Raw genomic sequence first — 21,026 nt, forward strand, 5'->3', positions numbered from 1 at the left:
CAAATGCTCCGTGTTTGGCTTGAGTGGGTTACAGCGTCAGATGGTCACAAGCAAAAGACTGCATTTACCAAGGAATTTTGTCTATGGATTTAAAGATTAAATTGCCGGATTTACTCAATCAACTTTTGTCAGGGGAGTGCCGCAACTTCCAAAAAAAAAGTTGGGTAGTCCGCTAGGTGCTTGGTTTCAACAAAGACTTATAGCCTAAGCCTAGTAGAGTGAAGACCGCGAGATGACTGGTAATCATCTCAGCACACTGGGGAGCTATCCAACTCCTCAAACAAAAAGATTTTTAAATTTGATTTCATTCTAGGCTATAAGCCTCTTGTTGACCAACTAGGCATTAAACCGAGATAGATGTAAAAACCTGCAATTTGGGTCTGAAACCCTTGTGCTACTTTCATTTTGAGAAGAAAGCTAACTTTTTCAAGAACCGCAAGCAACGAAAAATTGGCTTTTTTAAGCCCAACAGCAGTTTTTTACATACACAGAGGCTTGATGCCGACTAGCGGCTACCCGATGACCTTTATTGGTGCATCGAGGAACGCCATTTATGTATCTGCCACAAAACTCAGACGATTTTGCTAAATCAAATCGGACGCATTTTTCCAAAACCAAAATCAAACCCCACCTGCCAGCCGACAGTGTGGGCAAGTGCTACGTAAAATATTTCTGGCATCCATTTGGTGCGATAGTCGCCCCAGTACCCGCCTTCGTCTCCAAACCAGCGTGGCGTACCATCGACTATTACCTCCAGCCATCCCAGTTGTGGAAATTGCATCAAAACAGCCAGCAGCTAGTTGGCATCCGCTTTGATTCCAATACCCGTTACGCCATAATTGACCTCGATGCAGGCGGCGACTACCATAACCTAGAATCTATCAACCGCATCAAGTCCGCCCTCGAAGACATCGGCATAGTCGATATCATCCCCATCCAGTCCAGTCATAGCGGTGGCTACCACCTGATAATAACCTTTACCACCCTTCAGCCCACCTTCAACCTAGCCTGCGCTCTAGAATACACCCTAAGAGACGCAGGATTTATCCCCCGCAAAGGGCATCTCGAAATCTTCCCCAATGCCAAAGCTTGGGGTGAAAACTGCATAATCAACTACAATGCCATCCGTTGCCCCATGCAACCAGGAAGCGGTGCGTTATTGCTAGATGATGACCTGCAACCAATTAGCGATGATGTTTCTGTCTTTCTCGATTATTGCGATCGCGCCGCAGTCCGTCAAGATTTAACCCGACTCAAACGCGCCATCAAAAAAGCCAGAAAGCGTCACAACCGAGAAAGATATCGCAAGCAAATGTCCTCCGACGTTGAGGCATGGCGTGCCGACTGGGAAGAAATCATCGCCACAGGATGGACAGGGCTAGGACAGACTAATAATTTATTACAAATCTTCGTAGGCTACGGCATCGTATTTCTTGACTTAAAGGGTGAAAACTTAGTTAACTATGCCCTCAAGACCGCTACAAACGCCCCTGGCTATATCCAATATTGTCGCCACCAGCATGAAATCGAAGCCAGAGTGCGGCATTGGATAGAATGTACAATTCGGCATCAGTGGTACACCCCCTATGCCAGCTATCCAGAACGCCTGTTGGGGACATTTGCCAACACCTTTGCCGAAGCGATCGCGGGTATAAGGGGCATAATCAAAACCAAAGACAACATCATCCCCTTTGACCGTCGCAAAGTTTTAAACCAGCAACGCAGCCTAGAAGCCCAAAAAAGGATTCGGTGGGCAGTAAATGCCTTGGAATGGGGTACAGGCTTACCAGAGGGCATAACCGACCGTACAAAAGCGATCAGCAACGAATATAAGCAACGTTTTCACAAAACCCTTTCTCAAGAGACACTGCGGAAACATCTACACCTGTGGCATCCCAAATGGTACATAACTGACCCTTGGGCAGAAAATAGCTCAAACCCTTGCCATATAAGCAAAGACGGGCATTTTGACAACCCGCATAGCCCTGAAAAAAATCAAAAAGCCCAAAATCCTTACCAGACGGACATCAACGGGCATTTTCCCTATATGAAGGTTATGTGTTTACCTCCTGCTGCTACAGCCCCCCAAGGGCTGGAGTCAGCAGAGGAAGTTGAACAACCTGATGTTTCTCAGGAACACTCAGCTGTCATCCAGTCGGCGGGAAATCTTAAATTCATAAATTCTTCTAATACTGCTGAAATTAATTCAAATAAAACCAGCAATCAATTAGAGAATTCAGTTCATACAAACATTTTACAATCAAATGAATTCAGTTCTCATCAGGATTTTATATACCCCTGTAGCTCCGGCACGTCGTCAAAAGTTGATAATCAAAACTTATCTAACACGGAGAATAACGGGCTGGGTATAGTTTCGATACCTGCTGCGGTTGCACCAGAATCACCACAGGAAATTGCTAACAATGGGCGGCAGAGTGCATCCGAGGGTAATTCAACACCTGCTAGCGTGACAGCAGAATCATCACTCCAAAGTGCCAACAACTGCTTGCAGAGTGCATCCAAGGATGATTTGATACCTGGTGTGGTTCCACTAGAACAACCACTCCAAAACGCCAACAACAGCTTGCAGGGCGTATCTGTTTGTGAAGAGACTGCTGATGTTTCCTACCGCATCGAGGAACTCAAGCGAGTGACAAAACTACGGCTAATGGCTTTAACCCAAGCTAGGGCTAAGGTGCGCCAATACTGCGTAATCACGGGACATATTCTCAGCACTCAAGAACGCGATCGCTTAGAGCAACGTGCCAAAATGCAATTCTACCTCGATTCGGGATGCTCTGTGCTGGTAGCAGAAGCCGAAGCTTGGGCAGCCGTGAATCCTGGTTGTCTGCCGTTTAGCTTAGAGTCAGCTTTTGCGGAACCTGCCAATGAGTGATAGTTGCGTTACAGGAGGGCAGCGGGAGAGCCTCTCCTTCAAGGGGTGGGATGAGTTAAATTCAGGATAATTTTTAACTTAAAAACTTATTGAATTGGTTCAAAAAACCCTTCCTCAATCATTGATTCGAGACCAAGTTTATCTACTACGGATTCAATTACCCATCCCCTACCTTCATATCTTCCCTGACGGTAGCATTCTTGCTTAATTTCTTCTCGCCGCTCCTGTTGTTTTCTACTCATTTCTTCTGGGCCTAGATTATGTCTTAAAAACTTACTTGTGACTTCAAAACTAATGAAATTAGTGAGTGCGAATAGGCACTCATCCAATGTTCCTTCTTCTAGAAAATCATAATCAGCTTCTTTGGCATCGACTAATACCCAAGCTTCCCAATGGTTGCTTAACTCAAATATTCCTTCTCGATAGTAAATAGGCTTATTTTTGTTGGAATTAGTTTGACGTTTTGAGTTTAGTTGAATGACTTCGGCTAAAGGTCTTTTCCTACCCATAAATAATACCTTAATTAGAAAATTTTTCTTCCGATTACAGATATTGAAATAATCTGTTTAATTCCCTTCATGTTGAAAAATTTCAAGTCTTTATCTCAATTAAAAATAGTTCATCATCTGCGATTGTTCTAATATATATTCTTTGAGTCTTTCCCATCCCCATTGTTTAGCTACTCGTAGCGATAGCCGATTGCGAGTACTAAATATAATGAAGATTTCGCCCGCATCGTTTTCATTAATATCAACAATCCACTGGTTTCTAAAATCATATCCCCAATGAAGCGCAGCATCCTGCCACCATTGGTCGCAAGGGTTCTTGAAATTGGAATTATCTAGGTAATGGTCTTGCCAGTTATAGGGTTTCCACTGTTCTTGAAGTGCTTTGATTAAAAATGCATTTGGATGCTCGAATTCTTCCGAGTTGGCTTGCTTCCAATACCAATAGGCGATTGTGGCACGCAGCGCATCTTCCATCCCTACAATCGATTTGAGGATAATTTCTTGTACATCTTCCCGATAGAAATCTATACCAATATGAGCAAGCGCATACTTGTACTGGTTGAAGATTTCATCTTTAGCTTCGAGTTCGTCGTCATCATATAAATATGCAGTATTGAACGACTTAATACGCAGCATTTTGGCTGATGGGCAATGAAATGTAACTCTCTAATTTTAGTGGTAAATGAATCCCAAGCGATGCCTAGATTGCAAAGTACATTAACGATACCTTGCAAAGCGGGGAAATTTCCAACACCAAGTTCTAGAATAAAAGTGCAGTCAAGCGAGCTTGTAAAATGCCTTCCCCGTTCCCCGGTATGGACCCATATCTTGAAGGCTACCTGTGGAGTGACGTACACAATGCCCTTGCTAGTAAAATTCGTACCTTCCTCGTCCCACAGCTGCGTCCCAAATATGCCGCACGGCTGGAAGTATATGTTGTGGAAGATATTTCCCCTTCAAGTGAAATTGGTATTTTGTACCCAGATGTCAAGGTATTGCAGATAAGACAACGCCGCGACGTAACTCCGACTACCCCCACATCGAATATTGCCACAACCCCCGCACCACTAACGCTTCCAGTTATCCAACCAGTCGAAGTCCGCATCCCCACAGTCGAAATTCGGGATACTGCTAATAACGTACTGGTAAGCTGTATCGAAATTCTTTCCCCCGTAAACAAACGCGAACCCGGTTTAACTGAGTACCGTAAGAAACGCCAGCGTTTATATAATGCCAACGTCCATCTAATTGAAATAGACTTGCTGCGCCGGGGAAATCGACCATTTAACCACCCCCGCCTTCCAGATGTTCCCTACTTGATCACCTTAACGCGGGCTGGGTCTGGAGTAATTGATCTGTGGCCTGTGACGTTACAAGATACTCTCCCGACGATACCCGTTCCCCTGCGCGAAGGCGACCCCGATGCTGTACTGGAGTTGCAAGCCGTGCTGAATGCTATCTATGACGAAGCTGGGTATGATTTATCGATAGACTACACCCAATCTCCACCCCCACCAGCATTGAGTGATACGGATACTGAGTGGATGTACAAACGGTTAGGTAAATCTTCTTTGTAGCAGGTATAGAGTTGCTTCAATATTTAAGATGCAGTTTGTAATTCAGCATTAATACTTGCTGCTTGCCGGATTGCCTCTAAACGTTTGAGGTAAAATTCATCCATTTTGGCAATAAATTTACCATCAATAATTTCAACACCCAAGGCATCAGAAACTGCTAAAAAATCCAAGAATGTTGCATTTTGATAGTCTTTATCTTCAAATAATTTAATTTGTTCTTCCGTGTGTCCGCATAACGCTGCCAGTTCTTTTGGCGTGATTTTAAAAGCAATTCTGGCTTTAATTAATAAGTCGGATATTTTATTCATGCACTCCACTTGTAGAGTGATAGGTTCGTTGGGATTATGGGCGGCTAACATTTCATACTCAACAATTTCATCCACAAGTTTCTGCCGCAACGCATCGTTAGAATCTTGAATTAACTGCCAGCCATCCGGGTCTCTTAATCGCTTTTCTTCATTCGCCCTTAATTTCCGGTTGGCTTCAGCAAACTTTTCTGCCCATTCCTGGGAATATGCCAGTTGTTTATCATCTTTAATCATGGCTCCCACTCCAATAAGTTAATAGCTACAATACCCTTACGATTTTGTTTTCTATCGCGCTGAAAAAACTCTATTGATATTGTAGACTCATCCACGGGTTGGTCGGATGGATAAATTTCCCCTTTATACTTAGCTTTCTGTGCTGCACTGTCATAATATTTTAATATTAGTGGTGCATTTTGTCTGAGGTAATCTATATTTACATCGTCTCTGTCCCAGCAACAATCAAAATCTCCTGGGTCGATTTTATTTGTCACAAAACTGCCATTGATGTAAATTGTACGGCATTCTGCTGCTTTTAGCTGTTTCATTAACTCTTCTAAACCTGAAATCATTTTGGCTCTTGTAGGTGTGTACCCAAACCTGTCTTTAAACTCCTGCCACTCGCCAAAATGTACCCCTGGTGGTAGATTACCGTTTTCATCAAACTCAGGAATCATTCTTAATAAATAGCACCAATTTTACTGATTTTAAAAGCATACCACTGAAGCAAATAAATAATACACAATTCACAGATTATAGCGGATTTATATTGTGATTTTTGGCTCTAATTTTTTAATTAAAAAATTAGCATTCAGGATTGTTTCAATATATAGTCCAGTTATAGAAAACTCCTATTTGATTTGGGAAAAACCAAGGTAACTATAAGCTTGCTATACAAAGGTTTCTTTCTCAGTATACTTAGCAATATTCAAGTAGATTCCTATATCTCTGCTAAAGAGACTTCCTGATGTTTATTTTTCAATTGTTGAATTACAGGTATGAGTTTTTGTAATTGTGTTATATCTTCATCACCCAGTTGTGGTGGTTCTACGGGTTGCCATTCTTCTGAGGTATAGGAAGCTTTCATCACCTGAATACCATCACTGTTACGTATCAGGGTTAGTTGGTTATTTTCAATTATCGCCGAGTATTTATTACCTTTAAATGCTGTACTATTAAGTACTAAGAGATATTCCGCAACGATGGGGGCAATTTCTCGCATCCGAGCAATTTGTTCTGCGATATCGGGCTGTTGCTCAGTTGGTTTCTCCTGTGATAGTGCGGATGGTTCTGCTGCAACGCCAAGAAGAATTCCGTTATCGTCTTTAACAGTTATAAGTGCTGGTACTTCTTTAAATTCTTGGTTTTGCGTCGTTTCAACTGTTGTAGGGGATGAAGGTGGCGATATTACCACAGTTTGTTTTTTAGCGAACGGTTCATTTGCTATTGTTGGAACTTCTTCAAGTACTGGCTCCAAGTTTGCTGTTGAATGATATTGTGTACTTAATACTTCGATAGTTGCTGTTTCTTCTGATGCTCCATCGGATGAAGAATCTTGTTTAAAATTCCATTCAATCCAACTTTCCAGATAATTAATCCGCTTATCGTCAATTGTTCGCCCGCGTTTGTAACTTTCAATTAGCGACTCAATTGGATATCGATATTCTTCTTGATAGCTAACTTTTAAATGTTCCCGGATGCCAACATGAGTATATAATTTCCCCAAATCCCCACCTTTAAACGGCTGTCCATCCAAGCAGTAGCTTATCCCTTTGAGCTTACCAGTACGGGTAAACTTGCAATCTACTTGGATATTTTCTTTTAACAATCGGGCTACAAATACTGGCATTGCAGGATTATCTACTGCGGCTTGTTCAATCTGCTTTTGCAACCGTTCAACTATATTTTGGTTTCCAGATTCTTCAGCTTGTTGTACGTGTTTAGGGTAAGCCTTTTTCTTATCGACTTCCCAACTGGACGGTTGAATAATTAAATCGTAATTTTTTTCTATTTGACGCAAGATTTTTTCTGTACGGTAATAGTCTAAATAATCGTCATTGCACTCGCCATCGTAGGATACCCGGTTAATTACCATATGTGCGTGGGGTCGAACTTGCCCGTCATATTCCGCATCGTTATGCTGCACCAAAATAAATTGGTTGTTCGACAGTTTCAACCCCTCTCGTAAATCTTCCGCTATTTGGCATAATTCCCATTCGTCCAGGCTTCTATCACCGGGGGCCGGACTAAACGATAGGTGCAGTACAGGTTTTTGGACTCTGGGGTTTTTATTGGCAAAGGAGCGAAACTCCCAAGCAAGTTGGGTGGGTGTTTCTCCTGCCATATTAGTATTGATCAGCCGCGCCGAAGTTTTGCCGAGGACGTAGGCTACACAACCGTAAAAGCCATTTCCCTTGGTGATGTTGCCAATCACTTCTTCTCCAGCGGGAAAGCAACTACTTGGTCGGGTTGTTCCGGTTGTTCGGGTTGGTTAGCCACAGGTGTAGATTGTTCTGATGAGGGTAGTTCAGGGTTTTCCGGCATTCCCAGTAATATCTGCTTTATTTCCAACAGTAAGGGTTTGAGGGCTTCAATTTCAGGGCGAGGGTCAACTGCGATTGCCTCCGGCACTGCGCTCCGCGCAATCGCTTCTCCCATTTTTACAGCACGGTTGATGGCATAGGCAATTTGGTTGATGTTATTGCCAATTCGACCCAGTTCTACGTATGTCGCTTCGTTGATGGCGGGTACTGGGGGAGCAATGTAGATGCGATCGCGCTCAACACAGTAGCGGATAAATTTGGAGAGATTCTTCCCCATACCAGCAGCTTCGGCTTTGGCTTCCCAATCTTCTTTTTCTGATTCAGTTAGTCTGAGGCTGACTAGTGTTGTGCGTTTTGGTTTGGGTTTTGACTTGCGTCCAGCTTGAAAAACTTTTTTGGCTGTAGTGGTCTTACTATCCATCTATATACATCTATACAAATGAGGTTTTTCAAAGAAGTATTTAAATCTACGGTAAATTGATAAACCCACTGTTTTTCTATCGAGTTTTGGGGGTTTCCAAAGGGGGAGGAACCCACTTTGGCGAGCTTGGCGGCGCGAAAAACTAGGATTTATATGAAGAAATGTAATACGCCGCCATTGCTCGCTACCCAAAATGCGACTACGGTATACGAAAAGTATAGCAAACACGGGAAGTCTTGTACAGTAGGGGTTTGAGCGCGAGTGCTGGAATTAGAGGCAGGTGTTCGCTTCCTCCCATTCTTCCCCTACTTTCCCCCAGTTCTCACCCAGTTCTCACCAAAAATATGGACAATTCTTTTGCTGGAAAAAATAATCATTTTTATTTGTAGAGATAATTGTCCACTTTTAAGGGTAATAAATGGGAATTTTACCCCATTTACTCCCTACTTACTCCCCTTTTTTGTCCCTCCGAGTAAAATAGTAATAATAGTTACTTATTTATACTGAGAAAAGTTGTTAGATGAAATCCACTGATGTTGTAGAACTTCGCATACGTAGAAATCAGAAGTCAGATGCTGGCAAGTTAATTAAATTTTTAATGGATTATGAAGCGAACCAAGCGGTTAATCCTGCTGGGGATAATGCGACTAAGCTTGCACTGAAAACGCTGCGGCTGTTTTTTATGCCCTATGTTTTGGAGGCTCTTGGCGATCGCTCTGGGGCGAGGGAATGCGCGATTTGGTGTATCCAACAATTGCAGAATCATATCTGGCGGATGGTACGACATTTTGAGTTGGATAAGTAGGTGATGGCGTTCCGCCCCCTGTAGGTGATGCTCTCAAAGGGCGATCGCCGTATTCGTATTGGTTAATTTTGGTTCTCTAAAAATATACTTGAGCGTAAGTTGCGGTGCTACCCATTTTTGCTTGCTTTCAGCTTACTTCTTAACTTAACAAGACCGCTTGACATTTTGTTTTACATCGAATAGTGTAAACAAAGTTTGATGTATAAAATTTTTGTAACTCATGTATTTTGACGACGTGCGTCAGTGGCAGGGAACTGCGGAGGCACTTACAAAAGAACTAAAACGCCAGATTGACCAGCTAGGACTGTCAGTAGAAGCACCTGCCCTGCGGACTGTTCGCTCGTGGCGAGCAAAGCAACTCCTATCGCAACCCAAAGGCGAAGAATTTGGATTTCGACAAATTTTGGAGGGGTTAGCAACAACTCTCTTATTGAAGAAAGGCTGGACACTAGCAGCGATAGCTCAAATTTTGCCTTCATTTCCTGAAGACGTTTTAGAAAGGCAAATCATTGCAGAAGCTGATGGTCAAGACCCTACATGGTCACCTGCTTTTGCTACAACTGCTTTGCCACTATCTACGGGACATCGCCAAGTATTCGATTTGGCTGAAGATGCTATTGTCCTGTTGGCGCAGGGAATTCTTCGCCAATATGACCGGGTTCTTTCTGGTAGAGAAATCGTGTGCCAACACGACAGTATGCCACCCGAACTCTATAAGGCAATGTGTAAGTTGGGTCGTCTATATATCGAAGAAGGACTAACCGATAGCGCTGCTTGCGTGCATACTGTTTTGGAACGTGCTAGATACTCGCTTGTTTGCGAGCAGTGGAAATTAGAGGTTTTTCGCAACTCTGATTTTCGCTTCGGTGGAGTTACCCTAATTGACCCAGACTTGCGCGTACCAACCTCAGATTGTTCCGAGATTGCTGCTATCAGTGGAGCCTTTGGCGAAGACAATGTGATTGAGCATCGGCTGCATAGATACTTGCGTGAAGCAACTGAGCGAATGGGAAGTCGTCGCCAGCACAAAGCCTATACTGCTTTAAGGGAGCTAGTTGGCAGGTACTCGCTTATAGTCGAACATCAACTATGGGATTATTTGGTTGACAACAACCTAACCCCCATACAGGGCACGATAATTGACACATTCTTCGATTCAGTACCAGACATCTGGCTAATCAAAGGGCTAGCTCATCGTTGCGCCCACTGTGGCACGTTGATGCGACCGCATCCTAATAAGAAAATTTTTCCAGAAGGGCGCTGTCCAATCCGCCAGTGCAACAGCCGCAAAAGACCAAAAGTTTTGGAGAAGTTAGACCCAACTCAAGACCGTTTATTGATTGCCAAGCCTCAAATTCTCACCTACTGGACTGGCCCAGCAATTGATGAATTAGAAATTTTTGATACAGCCCGACAACACGGGCTAAATGCTGAACTGTACCCAGAATCTGATTTATGTGATGTGTCGATAAATGAACGGGCAATTGGTATTGATGCTAAATCTTACACAAGTCCTGTATCTCTAGCTCTACGCCTTAACCGTAGCATTGGGGGATTGATTCACTATCGTCGTCGCATTATTGCTATTAGCGACCAGTTAATTGAAGAAAACCCTAGTTACATTTCGACCCTAAAGTCAACACTAGATAAAAAGGGTGACTCCACTACTTTAGAAATTCTGCCAGTTTCCTTGGTAATTGAGTTTTTAAAACAGATGTAACCTGTTCCACATTTAATTTGTACATTAAACGCGGACAAGATGCCCTCACTACGGAAACTTTAATTTTTACCTTATACAACTTAGATGCACATTAGCTTAGTAAATATACTCATCCAAAAATGATATTTTGACCTTTGCATAGCAATGCTTTGATGTTCATTCGCGGATATGTCTAAGTAGGTGGAAATAATTAAACTTAACATTCCAACTAGCAAAAATAATCTGGGAAAAGCTTTCCCCTTCTTCATTCTTCCTCTTCCTTCTTTCTTTTACTTATGCGAATCAAACCTGATTTCTGGCAAGGTGCAGACCGAATTTGTTGGCTGTGCGTCTTGATGGAAGAATTTATTGGTACTGATTCACTGGAGTATGCACCAGTGGCGATGTCAGGTATGGCGAGTATCTTGAATGCACCTAAATTAAAGCAAGCTCGTCAAGCCATTTTCAATATGCGGCAGATGTCGCTGACTTATGTTACAGAGCAGTCAGTAAAACACGCGGTAGCGCTTTATAACGACCATCACTACTGCAACAAAACAAAAGGTACCTATGAGATTGACGCTCAGACGCTTCGCTTCAAAAGAACAGATCCTTTAGAAGACCCGTTGATTGCAAAAGCGCGTAAAATTCTCAATGCGCCAATGTCATATCAGCTACATACTGCAACGGTTGCCGACCCTCGTCAGCCAATGGTGGTTTCTTTAGGTCAAGAGACAACGGCAGTGAGAGTACCAATCAATCCTATCACCGCCCCTCTTGCCGAACGTCGCACGCATTCTCTCAATCGCCAGCCCAAAGGAAAAATCCGCATTCCCCTGAAAGAACTACGCGACTTAGCTATTGAGATGGACGAGCGTGAGTCCAAAAATCCCGAACGGCGCTCTGGGAGCTGGGCGAGTCGTTTTGAACACTTTGACCTGATGATACCGTCTATTGGTAAGGGACTGCGGAAAGAAGATGACACATTGGAACTAGAGGGTATCAAGCATTTAATTGGCTTGCCAGGGGCTGGTAAAACAACGCTTCTCGTGCTGACAGCTATTTGGTTGGGACGAAACGGTTACAAAGCCATGTTTCTTTTCCCCTCCATTGAAGTAGCCAGACAGTACATGGCTCAACTGGCATTTCATAAAGTTAAAGTGGGAATGCTAGTGGGTCAAAGTGATGAGACTCGTCGTCGTCATGCAGATAATATTGCTGAGGCAATTGCAGCTGGTGGAGGTAATGGTGGCTTTGCCCACAGTTTGGAAGGGGCAGAAGTATTTAGTTTGAATTGTGTTTTACCAGCCTTTTCAAATGCTGATACTTCGATGTGGGGTTTTGGTTACGCACCTTGCGAAGAGATTTTGCAAGGTGGGGGTAAGAAAGGGCAAATGAAGAAGTGTCTATGTCCTTTGTGGACAATGTGCGGTCGTAACAAAGCACCGCGAGATTTGATAGACGCAGATATTTGGGTTGGTCATGTGCGCTCCCTCGATACTCAAGTGCCACCTCATGCGATTCGAGAGAATTTGCGATATTTTGAATTGATTGCCCGCACGTTCGATGTAGTTGTGTTTGACGAAGCCGACATGGTGCAATCAGTTTTGGATGCTTACGGGGCAGCAACTTTAAGCATCTCAGGTTCGGACACGTCAATTCACCGGGAAATTCTCGAACAAATCCATAACCGCTTTGCTCGTGGGGAAAATCATCGACTATCTGACCGGGATGTAGAACTCTACAGTCGTTACTTAGCGGAATTTGGCAATCACAATACTTCGCTGATGACCGCCATTCAGAATATGCCCTCGTCGCGGGTGGGAGAACGTTACGAAAACCAACTGCTAACTGTATTGAGGATTGTTAGTGATTTATTAGATGGCTTTGAGAAATACTCCAAACGCGATCGCCTTGATGATCTTGAAGTCAAACTTGGTTTCAGTAAAAGTCGGGCGCTGACTGAAGTTTGGGAATCAGCAGCTTACCGTGCCTTTTACAACCGTACAGGTATTGAGGAAACAGACTGGGCTAAAGCTGATTTATGCGCTCAAATTCTAGAAACAAACCGTAATGTTCTAGAACCACAGTGGAAGAATCTAATTCAGCACTTCCGCCGTTACCTAGCTGAGGATTCGATTAAGCAACGCGACAAAATTGTGGAAGAGATTGCCGAATTGTTTCTTCCCCTCTGCTTTCCCGACCGTCAATTCCCGACTGAAGCAAACGACGTAATTACATTGTTGGTGTCAGTCACTTTCATGATTTTGGGTTACCAACGCATTGTACCGGGAACTAGGACAATGGTGGCAGAAGGGCTAATCAGAGAACCAATTGTGGAGTCTACAGCAACGCCAGAACTGCGAAAGATTATCCCAGAAAATATTCTCGGTTCGTTCTCTGGGGTGAAATACAGTTTTAAGAAAGCACAGACAACTCGTACTACCGCTCGAAATGTAGAACTTTCCTATATTACCTTTGTAGGTGCGCCACGAATGTTGATGCACCGCTTTTATAAGTTGTTAGAAGCAGATGGAGAACAATCAAAACCAGCTATTTTAATGACTTCGGCAACGTCATTTCTGGAAGCAAGTCCGGCTTACCACATTAATGCTGGCCCGCATTATTTACTCAAACCGCGCCAATCTGAACATGACCCAAAACGCAGCGTTTACCGCTTCAAATGGATTCCCGATCGCGAGCGTGGCGATGAACCCCTACGATACAGTGGCGCTGGCGAACTTCAGGAACGCAATCTCAAGCGAATGGTGGACGCACTGGTAAAGGGTGGCATTACAAAATCAGAAATTTTCAAGTCTATCCGCAATTTTGATGTAAAAGATGGCATACACCGCAAAGCAGCCTTAATCGTCAATAGCTACGAGCAAGCTCGCACTATCAAAAAATTTCTTAACGACTATCATCCAGAGGTTGGCAGACGCACAAAAGCAGTTGTTCGCTCCCTCAAAGAAGGAGAGCAACCGACAGATTTTGTTACAACTGCCCAGTGCGAAGCACTTGGAGATGATGAAACCTGCGATATTTTAATTTTCCCCATACTTGCAATTGGTCGGGGCGTAAATATTGTTTTCACCAAAGGGCAAAGGAAACTTGATGCTGCAATTGGCTCGATTTACTTTCTCACTCGTCCTCATCCGTCCACGGATGATATGCAGCTTTTGTACAGCCTAGCAGGACGGTCAACGCAAGAATTTGATAGTAAAGTTTTTACCGAAGCAGAAGACCTGAGCGCGATCGCTACTTCTTGGCACCAGTCTCGAAAAAATCTCTGGCGATCTGCCAATCGATTGTTACGCGAACCCTTGATGGCTAGCCGTCTTGGTTCCGATCTATTTAGACCATTTACAGCTAATCAAATGGTTGCCATTTTGCAAACAATTGGGCGAGGTATGCGGAATGGCTGTCCAGTAGCAGTTTATTTTGTGGATGCAGCTTGGGCGATTCAATCCACAAAGGATAAACCCGACTCTGGGCGAGACAGTATGTTGGTGCAGATGCGAATCATCTTAGAAGAATGTGTAAATCATCCCGATCCTGTAATTCGGGAAATTTCTCAGGAACTTTACGGCGCATTTCTGACACCTTTGCAACGAATTGAAGGCGTAATTTATCCTGAAAGTCTGCGTTCAGAAGAAGAGTTGACAGACGAAGAAGATTTCGATGAATTTTCACAATTATTGGAAATGTAGTACAGAAATTCCTCTGAAAGTCTGCACTCAAAAGAAGAGTTGATGTACTAAAACAATTTCGAGATTTTTCACAATTACATAATTATTGGAGATGTAATAATGGGTAGCATTTTTTCTGATGACTTTGAGTTTAATGAAGATTTCTCCGAACTTGAAGAAGACGATGTAACTGAAACAAATTCACTTTCGGAATCCTTATATATTCCACTAGGGAAGCCTAAAAGTGTCAAACGTTTCCCTCTAGCCTTTACGATACCAGACGATTTGCCAACCGTATTTGTAGAGGGCTATACGCTTGCATGGACAAAGGTTGCTCTAGGCAATTTAGCCGCGATTCAAAAAGGAAATCGCACTGATGGACAGAAAAATATTAAAAATCTCCCCTATGCTTCACTACGGGGACTTCTGGAAGTAGGACTCAAAAATTTAGCACGACTGGAGTCGAATTTAGGTCTTAGCACCTTTGCTTTAAATACTAAAAGTACAAGCGAACCAGAACCTTTTGCTTATCTAGTTGATGACAGTTTAGGAGCAATTAAAAAGTCTCTTCAAACAATACTCGACAACTGGATTACTAACTTTCTTCGACCTTATGCTAAACGAGAACAAATACCAGAAGAAATTCTTGACAGACTAGAAGAATTGGGAGAAGATGAAGAAATTTTTCAAATTATACCCTTTAAATACCAAGCCTTACCTTGGCCTTGGTCGGAGCAAACAGGTACAACTAATCCCGATACCAGAAAAAGTAAATATTTGTATCGGGTTCTAGCTGATCGCGTAGCTCGCCAAATAGCTGGTAAGGAGATTTTTCGCGGTCTAGGCCCAATGAAGCGGATTATATCCAGTGGTGGCGGACTCACTTCCGGCGTTGCAGAACTTATTACTAAGCCAATCAGCATCACTGGCAAACCAGAAAAAGGTACATTCAGTCTGGTGGTACGCCTAGAAGTAATAACATATCCTTCCCTTCATCAGCCTTTGCTGAAGATAGATGTTTCTAAGCGGCGCTGGATAAGTCAGTTAAAATCCCCTGAGTTTGACCGCAATGATATTAGTGGCTTTGTCTTTTCTCTAGACTATCCCGACCGCGCTTTTAGTTACCGAGTAGTTTGCAAAAAGGATGATAATAAAAACTGGCAGTGGACGACAGATAAGGATTTTGAAGCTTTGCGTCGTGAACTGAGACTAAAAGCGCAGACTTTTGGTGGGCAAGATATTGCACTGGGTAAAGCCAACGATAACAACAACACAGTAGTGCTGACTTACCGCAACGGGCTTCAGGACGGTGCAAAAGAATATGGAATTAAGGCAGGTGTACCTGAGACTGATAAGTTAGAAGCATTTGAGGCAATTGCAAACATTCTTGAACCAATTGGACTTCAAAAATTTGAGGGTTACTCGCAGGTGAAATCCAGCCACAATTCGGACGATACAGCATCACGTATGATTAATCCTCCCACACTGCTTGGTGCAAGTCTTGAAGCGCTTGAAACAAACTATAACCTGGAGTTTACCCCAAAATACCTTGAACAATTTGACGATAATCAGTTAAACAGCTTGTTACGCAAACACTTTGACATTGCTTTGGAAGAGATTCATCAGGGAAGAAAAGCTCTCCAATTTAGTACCTCCAAATCGAAAGACCAGACAGATGAACTTGTATCACTTATTCGGGCAAACCAAGAGGCTTTGCGGCGACTTTACCCAAATGAACGGTTGTTACTCATCATCTTCTATGAAAACGAGTTGCAAACAGAGATGAAATTGCTAGAGGCAATTATTCGTGTTCTGTGGGGAGAAACAATAGAATTTCTAGTCACTCGTCTACCAGCAAACACTCATGGCCCCAGAGTTGCATTACCAGGCAAAGAATTAAAAGCCAAGGAGCGTTCGGAATGCCGACGTGAGGCGTGGCAGCCTATTGTAGAGCAACTTGCTGTGCGCGAACAGCGAACTTTTTGCTTGATAATGGCGCGAGAATTTTACCCAGACCCCAAAGGACAGAACAATCCAAAACATGATGATAGGGTGAATAAACCTTCAACTCGCCAAGCTTTGGCTGCAATGGCTGGTTCTTGCGTACAGTTTGTTTTACCAATAGAGAAGACTCAAGCAACAAAACTTTTTAAATTAGAAGATTTCTTCCATCGAGTACAAGCGGCTCTGAAAGATTTGCTGTCTGCCCATTCTGGCCGCATTGATGGCGTACAAGAGAAGGTTGACAAGTATTTGAAAGATATTCCAAGAGAAGCCAGACCAAAAGAAATTTTGGCGATTACAATTGTCCGTAAACAGAGAGGTCGTGTTCGCGGCCCAATCAAAGATACATTTTTAGCAGTGGCAATGCGCCTTAAGGTAGATACAGGCAAGTGTGAACTTTGTTGTGCTTACGACAAAGGAAATACTTTAGCAATCAGCCCCTGGAGCAGTTTTTCTGATGCGATCGCCTTCATTGCTCAACTGTCTCCAGTAAAACTGGGTGATAAAAATGAAGTGCGTAAGACTCGATTCATGGAATTTGTGAAACAGATTATTTCTAATTCTGTGGAAGAAGGGGCACAGCCACTAGTAATGATTGATTCTTCTAACTGTGTCCAACTGTGGCCTTGGCTTGCAGATATCAGAATTAATGCAAATGAAATTAATTTTGAGCAAATGTATCAATGGATGGAGCAAGAGTGGCAGGGCGCACGCATAGTTCGGATTCGTCAAGACCTTGCCCCCGGAATTATTGATAAAAAAGAAAGGCTGTTAGCTGAAACCTCTCTAGAAGACACACGGTCTAAAGAGGAATTAAAAAAATTGCCCTCAATCCTCAAGCTTCCTTCAGCATCTGATGCTAGGGGATTATTCCGACTTACTGCAACTAACCAAACGGGATGTGTTGCTTACTTATCTGTGGGACGTAAAACACTCCATCAATATACACGCGGTCAAAGTTGCTATTGTCCAACACAAATAAATACACCTGTAACCCTAAAAAAAGATGATGGTTCACGAGAAAAAGTTTTAAACCAGGCTGGGTTAGAGGTTCATCAAGTCTCGGAAAAACCACCATTTTTGGATCAGTGGCCCACTCCAAACCCTCTTGAGATTGTTGTTACATTGCGGCAACCCCAGGATGACCCTGATTGTATAGCTTCCCTTGTGGAATCACTACGCTATAGCTTTGGTCATTATAGCGAGTGGACTGTTTTACCTGCTCCCTTGTTTTTTGAGCGTGTTGTGCGGGACTACATTAGCGAGTTTGCGATTGAAGATGAGGATACTGAAGTTGAGGTAGAGTCATAGAAAGGACGTTCACAAAGTGCTCACGCCTGCGAGGACAAGCTGCAAATTAGGACAGCTTGTAAAGGACTGTTACGCCGCCTATACCGCTGTTGATTGGTACGTATGTATTAAAAAAAGGTGGTAAATTAATTAAGGTGCGATTGGAGTAGCAGGCGATGACCGACTTAGAAAAAGCTAAACATGCAGCTCAAGTGTTCGCCAATTACGAGTTTCAAAGGATTACGGTGTGGATGGTGGAGGAGATTAGTACCAATTATATGGTATTTGGGCACACTGAATCACCTGTAGACCTAGAACGACTTAGCCACAAGAGCAAGCAGAAGTACATAATAAATGTTGTGGGCGGCATAGGTACTCGGTACACTGCAGAAGAAGCTTATTTGATGGCGCGTTCTTTAGAGAGGGGAGATTAAACCCAGCTAACTGCTGTAAATTGGGGAAAAAATTTGCTTGGATGCCCCAAGTCTAAACCAAGTTTCCTGCGATGCGGGAGTTTGGTCTGAACAGGTGCTGGATGTTGCTCGATTGCTATTGGAAATAAATTACATCCAATAGCTACGAAACTTTGTTTGGTTATGGTTGTGATGCCATGAAAATTACAGATTTACCTGCATCAGTGCTTGAGGAACTTTGCCAAAGCGAATATTGGCGAATCGATATCGACCCCGGATTTGATGCTAAACACGAGTTTTTTATCCGCTGGGAGTACTTACTGCCTAATCCGCGTACAGATGATTATACCGAAGGCGAACTTGCAGAATTTATTAACTTTGATGGGTATGACTTACTCCTGCCAATAGGACGTGCCCACCATCCCCATCTCCATCTACTGCGGTTGAATGCAAGCTTAGATAAAAACTCGCTGACGTTATTTTTATTTGATACCTACCACAGTACTTGGTTCTCTGATATAAGTGATGCCCGCTACGGATTTCTCGCCGTTGCCGATCGCTATCAGAATCATGACTGTGACTTCTATGTTGCCTCCTACTATCATTTTTCCTACCTCGTTGGGCGTGACTATGAACTGGCACAACAAATCATGCAGCAACGGTTAGGTACTTAATCGAACTTTGTCATACATATGACAAGACTACAAGTTATGGGAGTCGGAAATTTAAGTTTTTGTAATGGCTTGTTCTTCATCCAAGAGTACTTTAATTTGATTGAGCAATTTCTCCAACGCTTTCTTTTTCTTCGGGTTATCCCAGACTTTGGATGAACCAAGTTGTTTGCTTAATTCCTTGTACTGGGTTTTAAGTGATGGGGTAGTGTCTGCTTTCTCCTGAGCGAAGATATCTCGTATCCTCTGTTGGATTTCTGTAAGTGATAAATTCTCTTTGATTGCTGCTTGCAGTAAAGGAGCGCGTTTTACATCCTCCTTCACTTTAGCGATCGCACGCGCTTTGGTGTACTCAATTGACCCCTTTTGCAGTGCCTCTTTAATATCTTCAGGGAGATTGAGTAATGGCAGGCGATTAGTACGGAAGGATTCGGCTGAAAGCCTGCCAACAGAAGAAAATACGCCCTCGATTATGGCAATATCTTCTCTTGCGATTAGGTTATCCGCTTTTTTATTTCTGTTTTGGCGGATAACATTATCCGCGTTCTCTCCTTCCTCCTTTTCTTGTTGGCGGATAACGTTATCCGCTTTTTTATCATCTGAAGGATGGATAACATCATCAAGGGTTTTGCTTTCCTTCTTTTCTTTTTGGCGGATAACGTTATCCGCTTGTTTTCGGTTGGCTTTTTCCATACGGTTGAGCAGGCTAATTACCTCATCCTGGGTTGAATTCAGGCGCAGTGCCAGTAACTCCAAAATTCCGATTGTTTCCTCATACGCATTCAAATCTTCACGCTGGAGGTTTTCAATTAATTGCACCTGCTTAACCGTGTCGTCGTCCATTTCCTTGATGACAACAGGCACTTCCTCCAACCCGGCCATAATAGCTGCTTTGAAACGACGCTCGCCCGCAATGAGTTCGTAACTTCCATCTGGTTGAGAGCGCACGATTAATGGTTCGAGGATGCCTAGCTCTTTAATAGATAGCGAAAGTTCTTCCAACTTTTTGGGGTCAAAATAACGCCTGGGTTGGGTGGGCGGTAATTTAATTTCCTGGATGGGAATTGTGCTGGTTAATTTGTTAGATGGCGTTGCGGGTTCATCTTCGCTACCGCCAAACATTAAATCTATTGGGTTAGCGTGTTTGAGTTTTGCGGTGTACGCTGCGTCTTTTTTACTCACAGAACCTCCTAGTAAGTGTGGCAGACCTGTGGGTTTAGCCCGACGACTCCACTTTTAATTTGTCTAACTCTTTGGCAATCTTATTTAGGATTTTGACTGCGGGGTGTTTCTTATCATACATTCCCAACGGCATTCTGCGCTCGGAGGCATCCGCAAAGGCGATAGATTTGGGGATAGGAGGATATATCGTACCAATTTGGGAAAGTTGTTCTTCCACAGCTTGGAGAGTGCGGGTTTCTTGTGCGGTGCGGCTATCGAGCATTGTGGGAATAAACCCAGCAATTTGTAGTCCTTTGTTGAGCTTTTTTTTAACCCTGGCGACAGTATCAAGCAGTAGGTCAGTACCCAGGAAGGATTTAAATTGACACTGAATAGGTACGAGAATGTGGGTAGCAGCAGTCAAACTGAGGATACTTAAAATGCCAAGGGACGGGGGACAATCAATGAGGATAAAGTCGTAATCATCGCGGATGGGGGCAAGGGCTTCATGGAGGCGATATTCACGTGCGGTGGCAGCTGGTAGGAGGAGTTCGGCGGCACTTAAATTGATATTGGTGGGTGCCAGTGCCATACCCTGGATTTTTTCAGGGTAGACAAATAATGGTTCTTCATCAATTATCGCGTTATAGACAGTTTTTTCTAGTTCTTCAGGGTCTACACCCAAGAAGTTGGTTAAAGATGCCTGTGGGTCCATGTCCACGAGTAGAACGCGGTGCTTGTTGGCTGCGAGATGGTAGCCCAGATTGTGCGTCAAAGTTGTTTTGGCAACGCCCCCTGACTGGTTGAATAACGTAATGATGCGAGTTTTAGTCACGATAGTTGGTTGAGAATTTTTTATTATGTGGGGATAATTATTGAGATTTTTTTGTTATGTGGGGATAATTATAATGAGCGCGGATAACGTTATCCGCTTTTAATGAGGATACAGTAAAGCCCCCAATACCAATGATTGTAGCTGCGAGTGCGACCCAATACAAAATTATCAAGTAAGGTGAGGTGAGTTCGACGGGTGATTTGACCTT

General features: G+C 43.3%; 16 protein-coding genes. 8 read left to right on the plus strand and 8 right to left on the minus strand.

What is annotated here, in order from left to right; genetic code table 11:
- Window positions 1-553: 553 nt before the first annotated feature.
- On the plus strand, window positions 554-2,896 hold the full coding sequence (locus tag HGR01_RS39985) for a hypothetical protein (protein ID WP_045874767.1): 2,343 nt from the start codon (window positions 554-556) through the stop codon (window positions 2,894-2,896).
- 86 nt (window positions 2,897-2,982) lie between these two features.
- On the opposite strand, the gene HGR01_RS39990 is transcribed toward HGR01_RS39985, so the two are convergent.
- Window positions 2,983-3,405 carry a hypothetical protein gene (locus HGR01_RS39990; protein WP_045874768.1) on the minus strand — a complete coding sequence of 141 codons (423 nt, stop codon included), beginning with the start codon at window positions 3,403-3,405 and terminating at the stop codon, window positions 2,983-2,985.
- Window positions 3,406-3,504: 99 nt separating this feature from the next.
- Window positions 3,505-4,041 (minus strand): hypothetical protein, encoded by a 537-nt coding sequence (locus tag HGR01_RS39995; RefSeq protein ID WP_045874769.1) that lies wholly within the window; start codon window positions 4,039-4,041, stop codon window positions 3,505-3,507.
- Window positions 4,042-4,199: 158 nt separating this feature from the next.
- Between HGR01_RS39995 and HGR01_RS40000 the strand changes: the two genes are divergently transcribed.
- Window positions 4,200-4,982: a DUF4058 family protein gene (locus HGR01_RS40000; RefSeq protein WP_045874770.1), complete on the plus strand. Its 783-nt coding sequence runs from the start codon at window positions 4,200-4,202 to the stop codon at window positions 4,980-4,982.
- A 23-nt stretch (window positions 4,983-5,005) separates the two neighbouring features.
- On the opposite strand, the gene HGR01_RS40005 is transcribed toward HGR01_RS40000, so the two are convergent.
- The 4 genes from HGR01_RS40005 to HGR01_RS40020 form a co-directional block, all read right to left on the minus strand.
- A complete protein-coding gene (locus HGR01_RS40005; protein ID WP_045874771.1) occupies window positions 5,006-5,524 on the minus strand; it encodes a hypothetical protein in 519 nt (172 codons plus the stop codon).
- Window positions 5,521-5,964: a DUF6932 family protein gene (locus HGR01_RS40010; RefSeq protein WP_045874772.1), complete on the minus strand. Its 444-nt coding sequence runs from the start codon at window positions 5,962-5,964 to the stop codon at window positions 5,521-5,523. The genes HGR01_RS40005 and HGR01_RS40010 overlap by 4 nt, the downstream gene beginning before the upstream one ends.
- Window positions 5,965-6,227: 263 nt before the next feature.
- Entirely contained in the window at window positions 6,228-7,721 is a 1,494-nt protein-coding gene (locus HGR01_RS40015; RefSeq protein WP_045874773.1) for a relaxase/mobilization nuclease domain-containing protein, read from the minus strand.
- Window positions 7,718-8,251: a plasmid mobilization protein gene (locus HGR01_RS40020; protein WP_052335477.1), complete on the minus strand. Its 534-nt coding sequence runs from the start codon at window positions 8,249-8,251 to the stop codon at window positions 7,718-7,720. The genes HGR01_RS40015 and HGR01_RS40020 overlap by 4 nt, the downstream gene beginning before the upstream one ends.
- A gap of 520 nt (window positions 8,252-8,771) precedes the next feature.
- On the opposite strand from HGR01_RS40020, the gene HGR01_RS40025 reads away from it, so the two are divergent.
- From HGR01_RS40025 to HGR01_RS40050, 6 genes are all read left to right on the plus strand, one after another.
- Window positions 8,772-9,056 carry a hypothetical protein gene (locus HGR01_RS40025; RefSeq protein WP_045874774.1) on the plus strand — a complete coding sequence of 95 codons (285 nt, stop codon included), beginning with the start codon at window positions 8,772-8,774 and terminating at the stop codon, window positions 9,054-9,056.
- 220 nt (window positions 9,057-9,276) lie between these two features.
- Complete coding sequence (locus tag HGR01_RS40030; RefSeq protein WP_045874775.1) at window positions 9,277-10,776, plus strand: hypothetical protein; 1,500 nt, start codon at window positions 9,277-9,279, stop codon at window positions 10,774-10,776.
- 275 nt (window positions 10,777-11,051) lie between these two features.
- Window positions 11,052-14,465 (plus strand): hypothetical protein, encoded by a 3,414-nt coding sequence (locus HGR01_RS40035; protein ID WP_045874776.1) that lies wholly within the window; start codon window positions 11,052-11,054, stop codon window positions 14,463-14,465.
- A 99-nt stretch (window positions 14,466-14,564) separates the two neighbouring features.
- A complete protein-coding gene (locus HGR01_RS40040; RefSeq protein ID WP_045874777.1) occupies window positions 14,565-17,759 on the plus strand; it encodes an RNaseH domain-containing protein in 3,195 nt (1,064 codons plus the stop codon).
- A 155-nt stretch (window positions 17,760-17,914) separates the two neighbouring features.
- Window positions 17,915-18,172: a hypothetical protein gene (locus tag HGR01_RS40045; protein ID WP_045874778.1), complete on the plus strand. Its 258-nt coding sequence runs from the start codon at window positions 17,915-17,917 to the stop codon at window positions 18,170-18,172.
- A gap of 152 nt (window positions 18,173-18,324) precedes the next feature.
- Entirely contained in the window at window positions 18,325-18,825 is a 501-nt protein-coding gene (locus tag HGR01_RS40050; RefSeq protein WP_210403151.1) for a hypothetical protein, read from the plus strand.
- Window positions 18,826-18,876: 51 nt separating this feature from the next.
- Here HGR01_RS40050 and HGR01_RS40055 read toward each other — a convergent pair whose 3' ends face one another.
- On the minus strand, window positions 18,877-20,004 hold the full coding sequence (locus tag HGR01_RS40055; RefSeq protein WP_052335478.1) for a ParB/RepB/Spo0J family partition protein: 1,128 nt from the start codon (window positions 20,002-20,004) through the stop codon (window positions 18,877-18,879).
- 34 nt (window positions 20,005-20,038) lie between these two features.
- Window positions 20,039-20,818, minus strand: coding sequence for a ParA family protein (locus HGR01_RS40060; RefSeq protein ID WP_045874780.1), 780 nt, complete (start codon window positions 20,816-20,818; stop codon window positions 20,039-20,041).
- Window positions 20,819-21,026 lie beyond the last annotated feature (208 nt).

The organism is Tolypothrix sp. PCC 7712, assembly GCF_025860405.1.
Taxonomy (GTDB): Bacteria; Cyanobacteriota; Cyanobacteriia; order Cyanobacteriales; family Nostocaceae; genus Aulosira; species Aulosira diplosiphon.

Excerpts from the sequence above, each read along its gene's own strand:
- HGR01_RS39990 (WP_045874768.1), bottom strand. The coding sequence starts at position 3,405 with ATGGGTAGGAAAAGACCTTTAGCCGAAGTCATTCAACTAAACTCAAAA.
- HGR01_RS40025 (WP_045874774.1), top strand. The coding sequence starts at position 8,772 with ATGAAATCCACTGATGTTGTAGAACTTCGCATACGTAGAAATCAGAAG.
- HGR01_RS40030 (WP_045874775.1), top strand. The coding sequence starts at position 9,277 with ATGTATTTTGACGACGTGCGTCAGTGGCAGGGAACTGCGGAGGCACTT.
- HGR01_RS40045 (WP_045874778.1), top strand. The coding sequence starts at position 17,915 with ATGACCGACTTAGAAAAAGCTAAACATGCAGCTCAAGTGTTCGCCAAT.
- HGR01_RS39995 (WP_045874769.1), bottom strand. The coding sequence starts at position 4,041 with ATGCTGCGTATTAAGTCGTTCAATACTGCATATTTATATGATGACGAC.
- HGR01_RS39985 (WP_045874767.1), top strand. The coding sequence starts at position 554 with ATGTATCTGCCACAAAACTCAGACGATTTTGCTAAATCAAATCGGACG.
- HGR01_RS40020 (WP_052335477.1), bottom strand. The coding sequence starts at position 8,251 with ATGGATAGTAAGACCACTACAGCCAAAAAAGTTTTTCAAGCTGGACGC.
- HGR01_RS40005 (WP_045874771.1), bottom strand. The coding sequence starts at position 5,524 with ATGATTAAAGATGATAAACAACTGGCATATTCCCAGGAATGGGCAGAA.
- HGR01_RS40040 (WP_045874777.1), top strand. The coding sequence starts at position 14,565 with ATGGGTAGCATTTTTTCTGATGACTTTGAGTTTAATGAAGATTTCTCC.
- HGR01_RS40010 (WP_045874772.1), bottom strand. The coding sequence starts at position 5,964 with ATGATTCCTGAGTTTGATGAAAACGGTAATCTACCACCAGGGGTACAT.
- HGR01_RS40000 (WP_045874770.1), top strand. The coding sequence starts at position 4,200 with ATGCCTTCCCCGTTCCCCGGTATGGACCCATATCTTGAAGGCTACCTG.
- HGR01_RS40035 (WP_045874776.1), top strand. The coding sequence starts at position 11,052 with ATGCGAATCAAACCTGATTTCTGGCAAGGTGCAGACCGAATTTGTTGG.